The sequence below is a fragment of the Alteromonas sp. ISO5 genome (genome assembly GCF_058105165.1).
Genome location: NZ_CM176572.1, coordinates 3,831,840 through 3,848,886 on the forward strand (window position 1 = coordinate 3,831,840; position 17,047 = coordinate 3,848,886).

The window sequence follows — 17,047 nt, forward strand, 5'->3', positions numbered from 1 at the left end:
TCCGATAGCTGGCTGAGCGCTCAATCATTGAGATAGCCAAATGACAAATCTGCGTTTACGCTACCAAACCATTGAGTTTGGGAAAACCGATATTCACCTTTGCACTTTGCGGGATAAACAAGAGTTTTATGATCCTGAAAGTGTAGCCAGTGAGTTGGGCATATCCTCTGCTACCTGGCCTATATTCGGTGTCATCTGGCCGTCTGCCTTAGTACTGGCTCACCATATGCAATCCATCAAAATTGGCTCCAGGCGCATTTTAGAGGTCGGTTGCGGCATGGCTTTGAGCAGTTTGCTCCTGAACAAGCAACATGCTGATATTACTGCCACGGATTATCATCCTGAAGCTGAACTCTTTTTAAAGCGAAACGCCAGCCTCAATGGTGACACGCCAATTCCTTTTGAGCGGACGGGGTGGGCAGATGATAACGATAGTTTAGGGCTCTTTGATTTAATCATTGGTAGTGATCTTTTGTACGAAGATGAGCATATAGCGCTGCTGTCAGATTTTATTCATGCGCACGCGAAACCACAGTGTGAAGTTATTCTTGTTGATCCAGGTCGGGGAAGGAAAAATAAGCTCGTCAAAAAGCTCATGGGATTTGGTTACCAATCGTCGTTAATTAAACCTGACAATACGATTTATCTGGACACCGTTTTTAAAGGACACATTCTCCGTTTTATGCGGCAATAACTAACCTCTCAACTTATCCAGCTAGAGATTTCGTGTGTTAGCGTGTTTGTGTCGGTGGGATAGGGCGAATCATAGTTGGCCGAGATCCTCAGAGCTTAGTTACCTGATACGTGATCTGCTGAGTTTGCGGTTGAGTAATAACTGGTCCAGGCGGCGGGCAGAGCGGGCCATTTGATTCTGAAAAAAACGCAACCACGTACGCGCTCTTGGCAAGTCATAGCTGAGCAGCATTAACCCACCAATCACCAGCAAAATTGAACCTGGTAGCAGAGTAAGCACAATCCCGGTCAGGAAAAGTATGGCACCAAGGCTTAATCGGACGGTCTTCTTCATTGATCTGGACGCCAGCGGTTAATTAATAAACACTAGTTTACCCAGTTATGGCCCGGAAACAAAATCCTAAATGTAATAAAATATATCGCGCTGTGCGCCCAACGTTTGTCTACGCCTTAAATTGCGGTTTGGCTTGCGCCAGCAGGTCATGAAAAGCTTGAGCCGGCATGGGGCGGGCATACAGAAAGCCCTGTGCTGCTCTGCATCCCATATCGTAGAGCATTTGTGCCTGCTCCCGGGTTTCAACGCCCTCTGCTACCATTTTGCAGCCAAAGGACTGAGAAAGCGTAACTGCCGCGGCAATAATTGCCCGATGGCCCTGGTTCGTGGTCAGGTCGGATATAAATGTCCGGTCAATTTTCAGCACATTCACCCGTAGTTCAGACAGATATGCCAGTGAGCTCATGCCGGTGCCAAAATCATCAATCGCCAGACTCACACCTAACTCACGGATTTGTGCCAGGACAGTCTGGATATGGTTAATGTTGATACAGGTTTCGTTTTCAGTGAGTTCAATTTCAAAAAAACGCGGCGGGATTTGATGGCGTGTGAGCGTTTCACCAATAAATTCTGCCAGCCCTGGGTCCAGCAGGTTGTAAGGCGAGAGATTAATGGCGATCGGCACCAGCAGTCCGGCTAAGTGCCATTGTTGAGCCTGAGCGGCTGCGGTAGCGATGATGTAACGGCCAAACTCCTGAACCTTGCCGGAATGTTCAATCAGGTCAATAAACTCAGCCGGGCCGAGTAATCCCAATCGCGGATGCTGCCACCGGCAAAGCGCTTCTGCGCCAATGACATTGCCACTGGCTAAATCAACTTTAGGTTGGTAGTACAGAATGATTTGTTGCTGTGTCAGGGCATCACTGAGCTCTGCACGGAGTTGCAGTATATCTTTATAATCGGCGATTTGTTTATTGTCATACACTTGCCAGCCACTGCGCATCGCCTTAGCTTTATGCATGGCCGTATCGGCACAGACAATTAACCCGGCGGTATCATTGGCCTGGCCTGGATAGTGAGAGATACCAATACTGGCACCACTGTTAACGGTGAGTCCGTTAATTAATATAGGGGAATTACAGGAGTTGACTATTTCTAAAGAAAGCGACTTAGCCTGGTCAATAGTAAAGCCGGGAGCCCAAATAAAAAACTCGTCGCCGCCAGTGCGGATAAGTTCGACAGGTGCACTGATTAACTCTTTTACACGCCGGGCGACTTCTTTTAGCAGGCTGTCTCCTGCCGCATAACCAAAGGAGTCGTTTACTTCTTTAAAGCGGTCGAGGTCAATAATTAATAAACAGCCTTCATCAACCGGCGTGTCGGCGCCGTCAGTCGCCTGACCCAGCGAGTTTTCAAGCAGCTCAATGAGGTATAAGCGGTTAGGGAGTCCGGTGAGAGAGTCGTGGGTGGCGATGTATGCCAAAGACTCATTCACTTTTTCTACCCGTTTCGCAATATATGAGGCCAGGGTCAGGGCCAGCCATACCGCTATCCAGAACACGATAATGGAAGTGATTAGCAGTCGTTTGGCCACAAAACCCAGGGTGATATCCAGTGCCTGGGTCCGCTGTACAAAGGTTACTGTAAACTGATTAATCTGTTGTCGTTGCCACAGGTACGTGTTGCCATCCATTTCAATAGGTTCAACGTTGTTTGCTGCATTGGCGATTTGCCCGAGTAACTTGCCCCGTTCAGAAGCAGACAACGCCAGTTGCTTATGCCATTGCTGCGATGACGTTTTTACGCTGATGAAGGCCGGAGTATCGACCGTCGAAAGCAGAATTTCGGTTAAAACGGAATCGACGTCAGAGGTATTGTTTACCTGACTGAGCTCATTGCTGACCAGACTGGTGATATGCGCCATGGCCTTTAATTCAGAGCTAACCGTAATATCCGCTGTCAGCCGGTAAGACACCGTTACGTAGATAGCCGACACCAGCAGAGCCACACACAAACACGCCCAAATCAGCCTTGTTTTAACTGACTTGTCCTGTTTTATTTTGGCAATTTGCTGCATAGGTATCGCGATGTTGTTTAGTGTTTGCGAGTGTTAATGCCTGCCAGATGGTAAACAGGACACCAGCCTGAAAACAAAGAAATCAGATTCAGTAAACCGAAGACACCCAGCAAAACCTCGATAAACACATCACCGATGATATCACCATTGAATAGTGCAAAGGCAGTTACGCAAATGCCAATTACGCCACGAATAGAACGATCCCATGGGTTGAGGTTCGATGAAAACGCCATTGACGACATCCTGCAGAAATTTTCTTTATATAGCCTGACCTTATAATTCGTTAAATTTAATTGCAAGCGGTAAGGGAATATAGCCGAGTAAATGGTAATAAAAAATCGGTCAGTAACGGTGGAGACACTGCGTTAGCCTAGGTATACTTAGCCGCCTATTCACCAGTGAGAGCGTAGCTTTGAATTTACCTGTTGTACCAGTTGAATCGACCGTTTCTGATGACTACAGAACCTACCTTCAGCGTCTGGAGAAATCCGCTTTTTCCGGCGACATTGAATACAGCTATGGCAGCCGTCTGGCGGTGGCTACGGATAATTCGGTCTATCAGAAATTACCGCAAGCAGTCATTCATCCCAAAGGGATTAACGATTTACAGACTATTGGTGAGCTGGCTAACCAGCATCCACAGGTAAAATTCAGCGCCCGGGGCGGCGGCACCGGCACCAACGGTCAAAGCCTGACCGACGGTATTGTGGTGGACATGTCGCGGCACATGAATAAAGTGCTGGAGATCAATCCGGAAGAGGGCTGGGTAAGGGTTCAGTCCGGGGTGGTAAAAGATGCCTTAAACGATGCATTACGCCCTTATGGTTTTTTCTTTTCGCCGGATTTATCTACCAGTAACCGGGCCACTCTAGGCGGGATGATCAGCACTGATGCATCAGGGCAAGGTTCCCTGGTATACGGTAAAACCAGTGATCACGTACTGGGCCTGACCTCGGTACTGGCCAATGGTGAAATACTACAAACCCAGCCATTATCCGTTGCCGAAGCCGAGCAGCAAGCTACTCGTAGTGACACCCACGGGCGTATTCTGCGCCAGGTGCTCAATACTTGTCGTGGCAAACGACAAGATATTCTGGCCAAATTCCCGCGTATGAACCGGTTTCTGACCGGCTACGATTTAGAACATGCTTTTGATGAAGAAAAGCAGTTAATTGATGTTAGCCGACTGATCACCGGTTCTGAAGGCTCGCTGGTGTTTGTTGCCGAAGCTAAGTTATCGCTGACCAGAATTTCAAAGCATACGGCGCTGGTGAACATTAAATATGATTCATTTGAGTCTGCCTTACGCCATGCGCCGCGCATGATTGCCGCGCAGGCGACCTCGGTGGAAACGGTCGACAGCAAAGTGCTGAATCTGGCCCGCACCGATATCATCTGGCACTCCATTGCTAACTTGATCGAAGATGTTCCGGGCAAGGAAATGCTTGGCCTCAATATGGTTGAGTATAACAGTAACGATCTGGACGAAATTAAACAGCGCATTGCCCGGTTAGAAGAAGAGCTCACAGCGTCGGCTGAAAAAGGCGAATATGGCGTTATTGGCTATCAGCTTACTTTTGACAAAGCGGATATCAATAAAATTTACGCAATGCGCAAAAAGTCGGTTGGCTTATTGGGCAACGCTAAAGGCAGCCAAAAACCCATTCCTTTTGCCGAGGATACCGGGGTGCCACCGGAAAATCTGGCCGATTTTATTATGGAATTTCGTGCCCTGCTTGACGGCCATGGCCTGCAGTATGGCATGTTCGGTCATGTGGATGCAGGCGTATTACACGTGCGCCCGGCGCTCGATTTGTGTGATGTAGAACAAGAAAAACTGATGCATCAGATCTCCGACGAAGTAGTGGCGTTGGTAGCCAAATACGGCGGCCTGATGTGGGGCGAGCATGGCAAAGGTTTCCGCAGCGAATATGGCCCGGCGTTTTTTGGCGAATCACTGTTTGCTGAACTACGTCGCATTAAAGCGGCTTTTGATCCGGGCAATAAAATGAATCCGGGTAAAATCTGTACACCTATAGACAGTGATGATGAACTGGTTAAGGTGAGTGATCCGAAACGCGCGACCCTCGACCGCACCATACCAGTGGCATTTAAAGAAACCTTTAAGCCCGCCATGGACTGTAACGGTAACGGCTTGTGTTTTAACTACGACACCACGTCGCCCATGTGTCCCTCAAGCAAAATTACCCGTGACCGCCGGCACAGCCCTAAGGGCCGGGCCGGTTTGATTCGAGAGTGGCTGCGTTTGCTGGCGAACCAGGGCGTGGATCATCAGGCGTTAATGGACGGACAGTATAAAAGCAGCTGGCTAACGCGCTGGCAAAACTCCCGGGCCGGTACGGAAGACTTCTCCCATGAAGTGCTGGAAGCAATGAACGGCTGTCTGGCCTGTAAATCGTGTTCCAGCCAGTGTCCGGTGAAAGTGGATGTGCCAGAATTCAGAGCGCAGTTTTTAAATGTTTACTATCAGCGCTATTTGCGTCCGCTGAAACATCATCTGGTGGCCAATGTGGAATCGCTTACTCCGCTGATGGCTAAATTGCCGAAGGTCAGCAATGCCCTGATGAATAACGGTTTGGCAAAATCGCTGCTCGAAAAGGTAGCCGGTTATGTGGATGCACCGCCTTTGTCAGTGCCCACTCTGACCGAGCAGGCAGAGGAGGTCATGCAAACATTTGACCTGGCCGAACTGGAGCAGGTTGATGCCGACCAGCGCGACAACTATGTGTTAATCGTGCAGGATCCTTTCACCAGCTATTATGATGCAGAGGTGGTTACTGACTTTGGCCGCCTGATAAGAGCGCTGGGTAAAACGCCGGTATTATTGCCCTTTAAGCCCAACGGCAAAACGCTCCACGTTACCGGCTTTCTGCAGAAATTTGCCGAAACCGCTACCGACACTGCCGCGTTTTTAAATCAGGTTGCGGCGCTTAACATACCTATGGTCGGGGTCGATACGCCATTGGTGCTGTGTTATCGGGATGAGTACAAAGCTATTGGCGCCGCGCGCGGCGACTTTGTTGTGCAGACTGTCCATGAATGGTTGGCGACACTCCCTGAGTCTACCTGGCAGAGTGGCGATACCTCCTCTGACGCGCCGGTCATGGCATTGTTTGCCCACTGTACCGAGAAAACCGCATTACCGAAAACTGAACAAATCTGGCAGGATATCTTTGCCAGAGTAGGGCAAAAGACTGATATCGTGAAAGTAGGATGTTGCGGTATGGCCGGCAATTACGGTCATGAAGCCGAAAATAAAGCCAATTCGCTGGGCATTTATGAGATGAGCTGGCAGCAGGCGGTGTCCCGTTATCAAGCGCAGCAAATTATGGCCAGCGGCTATTCCTGCCGCAGTCAGGTAAATCGTATCGACCAGTTTAAACCAAAGCACCCGCTGCAAGTGTTATTGCAGTGTCTAACTAAAAGAACATAAGCACTATGACAGAACAACTCACAGAAGAACAAATCCAAACCTGGGCCCGCGAAGCCTTTCAGCAAGCAAATCAGTTTCTGGCAAAGGAAGGCGTGCTCTTTGACACCGTACTGACCGAAGAATGCCGTTATCTTGCACCACTGGTTGCGGTGTGGAAAATAAAAGCCATGGATAACAAGATGTATTGGGTACTAACCGGTGATCTACCAACCGATTTTACCCTGGCCGGTAACGCTGAGGATGCCCGCGGTGCGCTGCGTTATTTTTCCATGCGCTGGCAAATTAAAGCTGAAAATCTGTTGCAAAATAACGTTAAAGCCGATGCTAGCCAGACGTCATATGCGCAGTTACTTGCTGATCGGGCAGAGAAAATTTACTCGCTGCAGGAAAATGACGGTCTTTGGGGATAATTCTTGACGCCAGCCTGGATGGCCACTAGTGAATATGGCGCACATCCGGCAGATCAAAGTTTTGCCGGTTACAGACCATTTTCTGCATGGGAATGCCGGCTTCCATAAACACTTTGCCAACCGGTTTAAAGCCTTTCGCGCGGTGAAACTCAACGCTGGCAAGCTCTGATTGTAGTTGAATTTGTTTGATATTCTGCGCTTCGGCGTGCTTTAAGAGTGTGGCAAACAAGAGTTTATAAACTGCCAGGGTGCGATGCCCGGGCAACACTGCTATTCGCCCGAGTTCGCCGTTTGGTGTCAGGCGACCCGTGGCTATCGGGGTATTTTTATCACAAAACAGCAAGACATGCGCTGCCTTACTGTCCAGGTCATCGAATTCTGTAGCTTCAGGAAGTTGCCATTCCAGCACGTACACCGCTTTTCTCAGTGTTTTTAATTGTTCACAGGCTTCTTGCCAAAGAACTTGCTGGACCTTATACGCCATACTAACCCCCTTGTCGCCATGCTGACCACAATGCCAGCATATTACCCCGTTACCCCGGTGGAGTGTCTGCACCTGTATAGCTGATTTTCAGGTCAGAGTTCCCAGTACCCCATGTTTACCAGTGTAGTGAATGTGCAAAAAATGTCCAGTTCGTCCGGGGCGGGCGTCATATCGGTACGATTAATGTCGGGTTGGCTAACCAGTTGGCGCATCACGTGATAATTCTGTTGCGCAAAATTAACGACTTCACCGTTAATGAACAAACAGTCTGGAAATTGTTTATTTAATAGTGGTCGGCATCCGGTTAATTTAACCAGTTTCCCTCCGCTGGCGAGGTGATCCTGCAATACCTGACTGTCTACCGGTTCATTAATGTCGGCTTCGAGACCTTGTTCGCTGAGCATGGTTACCAGACTTTTACTGAATTGGTCGTCGTCGATAGCGCGGTGGAGTAAGCCCTTTAGCGCATTTAAATCCCTGACATCCACTTCGGCGGGGGAGTCAGACATATTGCGCTCAGTATCTGTGTATCGCGCTGAGCAGGATAGCTGGGTTTGTAAATGCTCGGCGAGATAGTTACCCAGCTGAACCTGGTCCGGGGCGCGAAAGCCTATTGAATAAGTGAGGCTTTCTGCCAGCGTTACACCATCATGAGGCCAGCCTGGCGGGATATAGAGAATATCGCCAGGCTGCAGCTCACAATCAATGATCGGCGTGAAAGTTTCTACCTGACAAAGCCCTTTAACCGGTTGGGTGCTTGTCAGGTTTTCTGGTGCACCTACCCGCCAGCGTCTGCAACCTTTTCCCTGGACTAAAAATACGTCGTACTGGTCGACATGCGGTCCCACCCCAGCACCGGGCACCGCGTAGCTGATCATCAGATCGTCTACGCGCCAGTTGGGAATAAAACTAAATTTGTCCATGAGCGCACTGGCTTCTTCAAGGTATCTGTCCACTCCCTGAACCAATAATGTCCATTGTCCCTGACAGGCTGAAAAATCGTTAAAAGGTCCTTGCTGAATTGACCATGCATCAGCCTGTTTACTGATAATCCGACTATCCAGTTCCGGTTCCATGGCGAGGCCTGCCAATTCATGTTCATCAATAAAATCAGTGAAGTCGGGCAGAGCGTTACGAATAACACCGGGTTTCTTCTGCCAGTTATGCTGTAAAAAATCAGTAATATCTAAATTAAGCACAGGTATCTTTATCGTTTTACGTTTACACCATTATCCCCGGGTTAGCGGAGGATTAAAAGCCAAAGCCGAAGGTTGTTATGTGATTTCCAGTTGGTAATAGTATTGGGTTTCGGGGTGTTTCACACTGGCCAGGGGCTGTTTACCGGCTATCAGGTGATTGGGCAGATGCATCACGGTATCGGGGCATGCCGCTATGCTTTCACTAACGGCGTGATGTTCCAGGCAGGCTGCCAGGTTCACGGTTTCGCCCCAGAGATCAAAATAGGGTCGGGTTTTACTGATAATTCCCGCTGTAAGCGGGCCCGTCGCGATGCCGATGCGCACGGTACAACTGAGATGATGGATCTCGCTGAAGCGATTAATGATTCGATGCAAAGCACAGGCGAAATGGTACATGTTCAAACAACATTGGCGATCAGTTTCAGGCTTTAAACCACTCACCACCATATACTGGTCACCATTGGTTTTAATCTTCTCAACCGGATACCGGTCGCATAGCGTATCAATTTGCAGGTAAAGGTTTTTCAGCGCGTTCAGCGTGATACGGTCGCCAAAACGCCGGTTAAGCCTGGTGTAGCCACGGAGATCGGCAAATAGCACGCAGGCAAAAGGGTAGCGCCTGGTTTTGCCGGGTTGCCAGAAACTGGCTGGTTGTTCTGGATCCTTCGGCAATAACTGGTTGAGGGTACTCAGCGATGACTGATGGGCCCCTCGCAACCCGTGCCAGCGGTTAAGTGCTTGTTGGCGAAGTACCTGGTATATACCAAGGCTTAATGCCCCCAGCGTCAGGTCGTTGGTTAATCTTAGTATGCCAAACTCAAGCTGGGGCTGATAGTGAAGGATACTGAACAGGCTGAATAGAAACACTGCGCCGGTCAGGACGGCGGTTTGTGCAAGGCGTTCACTGCGGGTGAATACAAAGCCACTAATCACCACAGCCAGCAAATAATAGTAATGGGTGTTAGATAGCCCCGGCCACAATAATAAAACCCAGGTAAGGTAACTGTAGTAGAGGGTAAATAGCGTTACCTTTAAGCAGTTAAGGGTAATGAAGCGTTGTAACAGGGACAACGCAAACAGGGCCAGGAAATGGCACAGCCAGTTGTAGCTTTGCAAGGATTCCGGGCGGGCATAATAATAGAGTGCCGGCAGTTGCAGTAGCATCGCAACCGTAAATAGCAGCAAGGTTAACCTGAGCGTCAGTCTGACTTGTTCTGTGGTTCGCTGCGAAACAGGAAGGGTAGTTAAAAGTGGCAAGCTGGCAACTCCTTTTAGTGGGAGTTGCCAAGCGTAGCAAACGGTTAGTCGCCCAGTAACTGATCTACCAGACGGATTGCGTCACCGATATAGGCCTGCGGAGACAGCTGTTTCAACTGCTCTTTTGCACTGTCTGGCAATTCGAGGTTATCGATGAACTCTGCGATCACTGCAGCATTGACTTTCTTGCCGCGGGTCAGCTCCTTGAGTTTTTCATACGGCTTTTCGATGCCGTAACGACGCATAACGGTCTGGATAGGTTCCGCCAGCAGTTCCCAGTTGTTGTCCAGTTCGTTACGCAGACTCTGCTCGTTTACTTCCAGCTTGCTGATCCCTTTCAGGGTGGCCTGATATGCAATTACCGCGTAGCCAACACCTACACCCAGGTTACGCAACACGGTTGAGTCGGTGAGGTCACGCTGCCAGCGCGATACCGGCAGTTTCGCTGCCAGGTGGTCGAAGATGGCGTTGGCGATGCCAAGGTTGCCTTCTGAATTTTCAAAGTCGATAGGGTTCACTTTATGCGGCATGGTCGATGAGCCAATCTCGCCAGCGACGGTTTTTTGCTTGAAGTGACCCAGTGCAATATAACCCCAGACATCACGATCGAAATCCAGCAGGATAGTGTTGAAACGCGCAATGGCATCAAACAGCTCTGCGATATAATCGTGTGGTTCAATCTGCGTGGTAAACGCATTCCAGGTAATGCCCAGGCTGGTCACGAAGTCTTCAGAAATCGTATGCCAGTCCAGTTCAGGGTAAGCCGACAGATGCGCATTGTAGTTACCTACCGCACCGTTAATTTTACCCAGCAGGCTGACGGCAGCGATTTGCTCACGCTGGCGTTGCAGGCGCACGGCCACGTTAGCCATTTCCTTACCCATGGTAGTTGGTGAAGCCGGCTGACCATGAGTACGCGCCATCATTGGAATGCTGCGGTATTCGCGAGCCAGGGCTTTGAGGGCATCGATTAACTTATCGCAGTAAGGCAGGATAACCGTATCGCGGGCTTCGCTGCACATCAATGCATGAGACAGGTTATTAATGTCTTCTGAAGTACAGGCAAAGTGGATAAATTCACTAATAGCGTTCAATTCGCTATTGTCAGCGACTTTTTCCTTGAGGAAATACTCGACTGCTTTTACGTCGTGGTTGGTGGTGCGTTCGATTTCTTTGATGCGGCGAGCATCGTCTACCGAAAATTCTGCCACAATACTGTCGAGCAGTTTATGTGACTGAGGAGAAAAGTCAGGGACTTCGGTGATACCGTCCAGCTTAGACAGTTTTTGTAACCATCTTACTTCAACTTCAACCCGGTATTTAAGCAGGCCGTACTCACTAAAAATAGATCGTAACTCGCCTGTTTTAGAGGCATACCGACCATCGACCGGAGAAATCGCCGTTAATTGGGATAGTTCCACCTTTTGCTCCTCAATTAGTTCATTAATCTCAGTGCCTGCTGGGCACTGCGTAGAATTGCTTTACGTTTAAATAAAATCTGTCGGCGCTGACCGCCCAATTGTCGCCACAATACGGCGGCGCGAACACCCGCCAGCAACAGGGCCCGAACCCGGTGTTGATTGAGTGGTTGACTCAGGCAACTTGGATTACCGGCAATTTGAATCTTGGGTGCCAACGGGCTGATCACGTCTGAATAAATGCTCGCCAGCGACGATAAAATCTGCGGGCTTTCAAAATCCATATGCGCCAGCTGGCGTTGCACATGGGAAATACGCTCACCGAGCTCATTCATAGCTTTGTTGTTGCGCGCCAGTTTTCGCTCGAGTCCGAGAACACTGGCGATATAGCGAGTCAGTTCGGTATCTTTTTTAGAGTTATGATCGCCTAACTGCGCAACAATAACCTGAAAACCGGTTTTTAAATTTTCCAGTTGGCCGAACACCTGTTGTGTGGTGTCTGAATCGGTCACCAGTATGCTTGATAAACTGGCCTCTACGGCCTGTTTATCGGCTTCACCGGTACGGGCAATCGACTGCACTAGTCGCGCGGCCTGACAAACACCTGCCAGACCCAGTTGTTTTTCGATGGCTGTATCCAACATTAGCGTAGATAACTCTCAATAATGCCGCCACCCAGGCAGACTTCATCCTGATAAAATACCGCTGACTGACCGGGCGTTACCGCTTTTTGTGGTTCGTCAAAGCTCACCTTCACCTGATCGTCGCCAATGGGCGTGACCAGGCAGGGAATGTCCTGTTGGCGGTAACGGGTTTTCACTGCGGCGCGAAATGGTGCTGTGGGTACCGTACGGTTAACCCAGTGTAATTGCTTGGCAATCAGACCGTCAGAGTAAAGGCGTGGGTGGTTGGCGCCCTGACCAACGATAAGCACATTACGTTCAACGTCTTTGTCTACCACATACCAGGGATCGTCACCATACTCGGCCAGACCGCCAATATGCAAGCCTTTACGTTGTCCAAGTGTGTGATACATCAACCCTTCATGCTGGCCAATTTCCACGCCTTCGGCGGTTTCAATGATACCGGGTTGTGCTGGCAGGTACTGACTCAAAAAATCCTTGAATTTACGTTCGCCGATAAAACAAATGCCGGTACTGTCTTTTTTACCAGCGGTGACCAGGCCTTGTTGTTCAGCAATTTCCCGAACCCGTGGTTTCTCGATGTCGCCCACCGGAAACAGGGTTTTAGCAACATGCTCTTCGCCCAGCGTGTAGAGGAAATAGCTCTGGTCTTTGTTATTGTCCAGGCCGCGCAGCATTTGCCAATGACCGTCAACTTTGCGACGGCGCACGTAATGGCCGGTGGCAATAAAGTCGGCACCTAAATCTTCGGCAGCGTACTCAAGGAAAGCTTTAAACTTGATTTCCTTATTACACATGATATCCGGGTTTGGCGTGCGGCCGGCTTTGTATTCTGCCAGAAAATACTCAAACACGTTATCCCAGTACTCGGCGGCAAAATTGATGGTGTGCAGGTAGATACCCAGTTTATCGGCAACCGCCTGGGCATCGGCTAAATCTTCAGCTGCGGCACAGTATTCGTCGTTGTCGTCTTCTTCCCAGTTTTTCATAAACAGGCCTTCAACTTCGTAGCCTTGTTGCTGGAGCAAATAAGCAGAAACAGAAGAATCCACACCACCGGACATACCGACGATGACTTTTTGTTTATTGGGGGCCAGATCGGCAAGCTGAGACATTAGTTAACCGTGCACTCTCATGTTATTTACGGGGCGCGGAGTTTACCAGAAAATGCAACTTTTGGCACCTCAAAAAGCGCCTTTTTGCGGCGCTCAACGTGTTTTTTGCCGTTGTTTGGGCTTGCTCCGTCGGGCAGGGCGACGGTTTACCTTATCGACAGGTTTCATTGGCGGGCCAGGCAGGCTGACGTATTCACCATTGGCAATGCCATCGAGCGTCCAGTTTCCCACCCGGTAGCGGATAAGTCGCAAAGTGGGGTTTCCCACATGGGCCGTCATACGGCGAACCTGGCGGTTACGGCCTTCGCTGATGGTGATCGACAACCAGGTGGTAGGAATACTTGCCCGTTCGCGAATAGGCGGGGTGCGAGGCCACACCGCAGGGTCAGCCATGCGCTGTACTTTGGCCGGTCGGGTCAGCCCATCTTTTAATTCCACCCCATGGCGGAGTGCTTCGATAGCGGCATCACTGACTTCACCCTCCACCTGTACCCAGTAAGTCTTACTGGTTTTGGCTTTGGGATGGGCGAGTTTATGTTGCAGGCTGCCGTTATCGGTTAATACCAGCAACCCCTCAGAGTCTCTGTCGAGTCGTCCGGCCGCGTAAACATCGGGCACCTGAATATAGTCCTTGAGGGTTTCGCGGCCCTCGGCGTCAGTGAACTGAGAAAGCACCATATAGGGTTTATTGAACAGAATTACAGTTGATGTCATGCAAAAAAACGTCGGCCGGTTTGGTTTGAGTAAACAGTTTATCAAAGTTGTTGTTTAAGCACAGCGCGAACCTGCCAGTGATGGTTTTTTGCTCACTTTGTTGAATGATTTCCCATGAAAACTAGTTTATTAATCATTTTTTCGTAATTAAGACAAAGGTATGACTTGTAACTGGTCCGCTTGACCCTATACTAAAGACCTTATGATTCATGTGCATTACATGGCCAGCGTCAACCTGTAAATTTAGTGAATTAAATACTCAGTAAAGTGGATACTGAGTGTTTGCGTGCGTGAATCGATACTCCCTTCAGGTTGATACATGTAGGTACGCAGGAAAATCACGAGATCCGGTCTCTTGTCAGAACATCATGATCTGAAAAAAGCGGCTGGAATTTGTTGAATGGAAAAAACGCAGCCAGCTACTGCAACTATTGAGGTACATAATGACCAACCGTAAGTCTACAATTATTTATACCAAAACCGATGAAGCGCCAATGTTGGCCACCTATTCGTTCTTACCTATTATTCGTCGCTTTGCCAGCGAAGCTGATATCGATATTGAAGTGAGCGATATCTCTTTGGCTGCACGTGTACTGGCCTGTTTCCCTGATTACCTGACCGACGACCAGAAGGTTGTAGATGCCCTGAACGAGCTGGGCGAAATGACTCAGGATCCAGAAGCTAACATTATCAAGCTGCCAAACATCAGCGCGTCTATTCCACAGTTACGCGCAGCCATTAAAGAGCTCAATGCACTGGGCTTTAATGTGCCGCAGTTTCCTGAAGATCCTAAAAGCGATGAAGAAAAAGATATCCGTGAACGTTACGGAAAAGTGCTGGGTTCTGCCGTAAACCCTGTTCTGCGTGAGGGTAACTCAGACCGTCGTGCACCTACCGCGGTTAAAAACTACGCGAAAAAACACCCACACAGCATGGGAGAGTGGAGTCAGGCATCACAAACTCACGTTGCGCACATGCGCGGCGGCGATTTCTACTCAGGTGAAAAGTCGGTAACAGTAGAGAAAGAAGGTTACGTTAGTATCGAATTTACCGGTAAAGACGGCAGCAAGAAAACGCTTAAGCCGAAAGTTGACTTACTGGCTGGTGAAGTCATCGACGGTATGTTTATGAGCAAGAATGCACTATGCCAGTTCTTCGAAGAGCAAATCGAAGATGCAAAAAACACCGGCATTCTTTTCTCGCTGCACGTAAAAGCCACTATGATGAAAGTGTCTCACCCCATCGTATTTGGTCACTGTGTAAAAGTATTCTACAAAGAGCTATTTGAAAAATACGGCGAACTGTTCGACGAGCTGGGCGTTAACCCTAACAATGGCTTGGGCAGTGTTTATGACAAAATTTCAACTCTGCCTGAGTCGCAGCGTTCTGAAATTGAGCGTGATATCAACAAATGTTACGCCGATCGCCCACCACTGGCGATGGTAAATTCAGATAAAGGTATTTCAAACCTGCACGTACCCAGCGACGTCATCGTAGATGCTTCTATGCCAGCGATGATCCGTAACTCTGGTCAGATGTGGGGTCCGGATGGAAAGCCACATGATACTAAAGCGGTTATTCCGGAAAGTACTTACGCAACTATCTATCAGGAAGTCATTAATTTCTGTAAGACGCACGGTGCATTCGACCCAACGACAATGGGTACGGTGCCAAACGTTGGTCTGATGGCACAAAAAGCGGAAGAGTACGGCTCACACGACAAAACTTTTGAAATGGAAGCCGACGGTATTGTACAGGTAGTTGATCAGGACGGTAACGTACTGATTGAGCACGAAGTTGAAGATGGCGATATCTGGCGTATGTGTCAGGCCAAAGACGCGCCAATCCAGGATTGGGTAAAACTGGCTGTGACCCGCGCCCGTCAATCCGGCATGCCAACGGTATTCTGGCTGGACGACGAACGCGCTCACGATGCGCAACTTATCAAGAAAGTAGAGGCTTACCTGAAAGAGTACGACACTGACGGTCTGGATATTTCAATTATGTCGCCGGTACGTGCTATCCGCTACTCAATGGAACGTGCGATTCGTGGTCTGGATACTATTTCTGTAACCGGTAACGTACTGCGTGATTACCTGACTGACCTGTTCCCAATTCTTGAACTGGGTACCAGTGCTAAGATGCTGTCTATCGTGCCTCTAATGGCCGGTGGCGGTCTGTACGAAACGGGCGCTGGTGGCTCTGCACCTAAGCATATTCAACAGTTTGTTGAAGAAGGTCACTTACGCTGGGATTCTTTGGGTGAATTCCTGGCTCTGGCGGTATCGCTGGAAGATGTTGCTATCAAACACGACAACAACAAAGCGAAAGTGATTGCCACAGCACTGGATAAAGCAACTGAAGCTCTGCTTAACAACGGTAAGTCGCCACTGCGAAAAGTCGGCGAGCTGGATAACCGCGGTAGCCACGTGTATCTGGCAATGTACTGGGCAGAAGAGCTGGCTAAGCAAACGGATGATGCAGAACTGTCAGCGAAATTTGGTCCTGTTTACGACAAGCTGGCAGCCAACATTGATACCATTATCAGTGAAATTGGTGCGACTGAAGGCAAGCCCCAGGATATTGGTGGTTACTACCTGCCTGATGAAGCAAAAACGACTGCAGCCATGCGTCCGAGCGCCACTTTTAATGAAATTCTGGGCGCCTAATCACCGCCTTAATTTCTGATATATGAATAAAACCGGCTTCGGCCGGTTTTTTATTGCCCGTCTTAAACCACCTACTTCAGTAGGTGGTTATCATTCATGAGAGGGCTTTGCCCGTATACCCACCCATGTTAAATCTCCCTTTGATTTTTAGCGAAGTCAAAAAGGAAATTAACATGAGTAGATACGAGAAAGCATCGCATGTGTTCTGGCGATGTCAATATCACATAGTGTGGACACCGAAATATCGGTTTAGGATTTTGAAAAATAAACTAGGGAAGGATGTCTATAGATGCATTCATGTTTATTGGGAGCAACTAGGTTGTATCGTTATGGAATTGAATGTCCAAATCGACCATGTTCACTTAGTTGTAAAGGTCCCGCCCAAGCTATCCATATCGAATTTGATGGGAGCGTTAAAGGGAAAAATAGCTTTAAAACTCATCAGTAAATATCCGCATTTAAGAAAGAATAAGATGTGGGGCAACCACTTTTGGCAGAGAGGCTACTTTGTTGACTCAGTTGGGATAAACGAAGAGATCATAAGACGATATGTTCGTCACCAAGAGAAGGTTGAAAGACAAGAGCAAGCTCAGCTAGCCCTTGAATAGAAGGCCCCCTTTTAGGGGGTTAACGCAAAGC

The 17,047-nt window shown here is 48.9% G+C and carries 15 protein-coding genes; 5 read left to right on the forward strand and 10 right to left on the reverse strand.

The genetic code is table 11. From position 1 onward, the window contains the following. The first annotated feature begins 40 nt into the window (after positions 1–40). Complete coding sequence (locus AC2T0J_RS17195) at positions 41–694, forward strand: class I SAM-dependent methyltransferase (protein WP_489806991.1); 654 nt, start codon at positions 41–43, stop codon at positions 692–694. Positions 695–793: 99 nt separating this feature from the next. On the opposite strand, the gene AC2T0J_RS17200 is transcribed toward AC2T0J_RS17195, so the two are convergent. The 3 genes from AC2T0J_RS17200 to AC2T0J_RS17210 all read right to left on the reverse strand — a co-directional run bounded on the left by AC2T0J_RS17200 (position 794) and on the right by AC2T0J_RS17210 (position 3,277). After that, complete coding sequence (locus AC2T0J_RS17200; protein ID WP_489806992.1) at positions 794–1,027, reverse strand: PGPGW domain-containing protein; 234 nt, start codon at positions 1,025–1,027, stop codon at positions 794–796. Between the two features lie 109 nt (positions 1,028–1,136). Beyond that, entirely contained in the window at positions 1,137–3,044 is a 1,908-nt protein-coding gene (locus AC2T0J_RS17205) for a putative bifunctional diguanylate cyclase/phosphodiesterase (RefSeq protein ID WP_489806993.1), read from the reverse strand. A gap of 17 nt (positions 3,045–3,061) precedes the next feature. Beyond that, positions 3,062–3,277 (reverse strand): YgaP family membrane protein, encoded by a 216-nt coding sequence (locus tag AC2T0J_RS17210; protein ID WP_489806994.1) that lies wholly within the window; start codon positions 3,275–3,277, stop codon positions 3,062–3,064. Positions 3,278–3,456: 179 nt separating this feature from the next. Here AC2T0J_RS17210 and ydiJ point away from each other — a divergent pair, with 179 nt between their 5' ends. Then, complete coding sequence (ydiJ, locus tag AC2T0J_RS17215; RefSeq protein WP_489806995.1) at positions 3,457–6,498, forward strand: D-2-hydroxyglutarate dehydrogenase YdiJ; 3,042 nt, start codon at positions 3,457–3,459, stop codon at positions 6,496–6,498. A 5-nt stretch (positions 6,499–6,503) separates the two neighbouring features. Continuing rightward, positions 6,504–6,908 carry a DUF4826 family protein gene (locus tag AC2T0J_RS17220; RefSeq protein ID WP_489806996.1) on the forward strand — a complete coding sequence of 135 codons (405 nt, stop codon included), beginning with the start codon at positions 6,504–6,506 and terminating at the stop codon, positions 6,906–6,908. A gap of 25 nt (positions 6,909–6,933) precedes the next feature. Here the strand turns inward: AC2T0J_RS17220 and AC2T0J_RS17225 are convergent, their stop codons facing one another. The 7 genes from AC2T0J_RS17225 to AC2T0J_RS17255 form a co-directional block, all read right to left on the reverse strand. Next, on the reverse strand, positions 6,934–7,392 hold the full coding sequence (locus tag AC2T0J_RS17225) for a GNAT family N-acetyltransferase (RefSeq protein ID WP_489806997.1): 459 nt from the start codon (positions 7,390–7,392) through the stop codon (positions 6,934–6,936). Positions 7,393–7,484: 92 nt separating this feature from the next. Next, complete coding sequence (locus AC2T0J_RS17230; protein WP_489806998.1) at positions 7,485–8,591, reverse strand: JmjC domain-containing protein; 1,107 nt, start codon at positions 8,589–8,591, stop codon at positions 7,485–7,487. A gap of 75 nt (positions 8,592–8,666) precedes the next feature. Continuing rightward, the gene (locus tag AC2T0J_RS17235) at positions 8,667–9,848 is read right to left on the reverse strand and encodes an adenylate/guanylate cyclase domain-containing protein (RefSeq protein ID WP_489806999.1); all 1,182 of its coding nucleotides are present in this window, start codon (positions 9,846–9,848) and stop codon (positions 8,667–8,669) included. Between the two features lie 44 nt (positions 9,849–9,892). Next, the gene (gene purB, locus AC2T0J_RS17240) at positions 9,893–11,269 is read right to left on the reverse strand and encodes an adenylosuccinate lyase (RefSeq protein ID WP_489807000.1); all 1,377 of its coding nucleotides are present in this window, start codon (positions 11,267–11,269) and stop codon (positions 9,893–9,895) included. 14 nt (positions 11,270–11,283) lie between these two features. Further along, positions 11,284–11,910: a high frequency lysogenization protein HflD gene (hflD, locus tag AC2T0J_RS17245; protein ID WP_489807001.1), complete on the reverse strand. Its 627-nt coding sequence runs from the start codon at positions 11,908–11,910 to the stop codon at positions 11,284–11,286. Beyond that, on the reverse strand, positions 11,910–13,025 hold the full coding sequence (gene mnmA / locus AC2T0J_RS17250; RefSeq protein WP_489807002.1) for a tRNA 2-thiouridine(34) synthase MnmA: 1,116 nt from the start codon (positions 13,023–13,025) through the stop codon (positions 11,910–11,912). The genes hflD and mnmA overlap by 1 nt, the downstream gene beginning before the upstream one ends. 93 nt (positions 13,026–13,118) lie before the next feature. After that, positions 13,119–13,739, reverse strand: coding sequence for a pseudouridine synthase (locus AC2T0J_RS17255; RefSeq protein ID WP_489807003.1), 621 nt, complete (start codon positions 13,737–13,739; stop codon positions 13,119–13,121). 443 nt (positions 13,740–14,182) lie between these two features. Here AC2T0J_RS17255 and AC2T0J_RS17260 point away from each other — a divergent pair, with 443 nt between their 5' ends. After that, on the forward strand, positions 14,183–16,408 hold the full coding sequence (locus tag AC2T0J_RS17260; RefSeq protein WP_489807004.1) for an NADP-dependent isocitrate dehydrogenase: 2,226 nt from the start codon (positions 14,183–14,185) through the stop codon (positions 16,406–16,408). Between the two features lie 173 nt (positions 16,409–16,581). After that, positions 16,582–17,016 (forward strand): IS200/IS605 family transposase, encoded by a 435-nt coding sequence (tnpA, locus tag AC2T0J_RS17265; RefSeq protein WP_489807005.1) that lies wholly within the window; start codon positions 16,582–16,584, stop codon positions 17,014–17,016. The last annotated feature ends 31 nt before the right edge of the window (positions 17,017–17,047 follow it).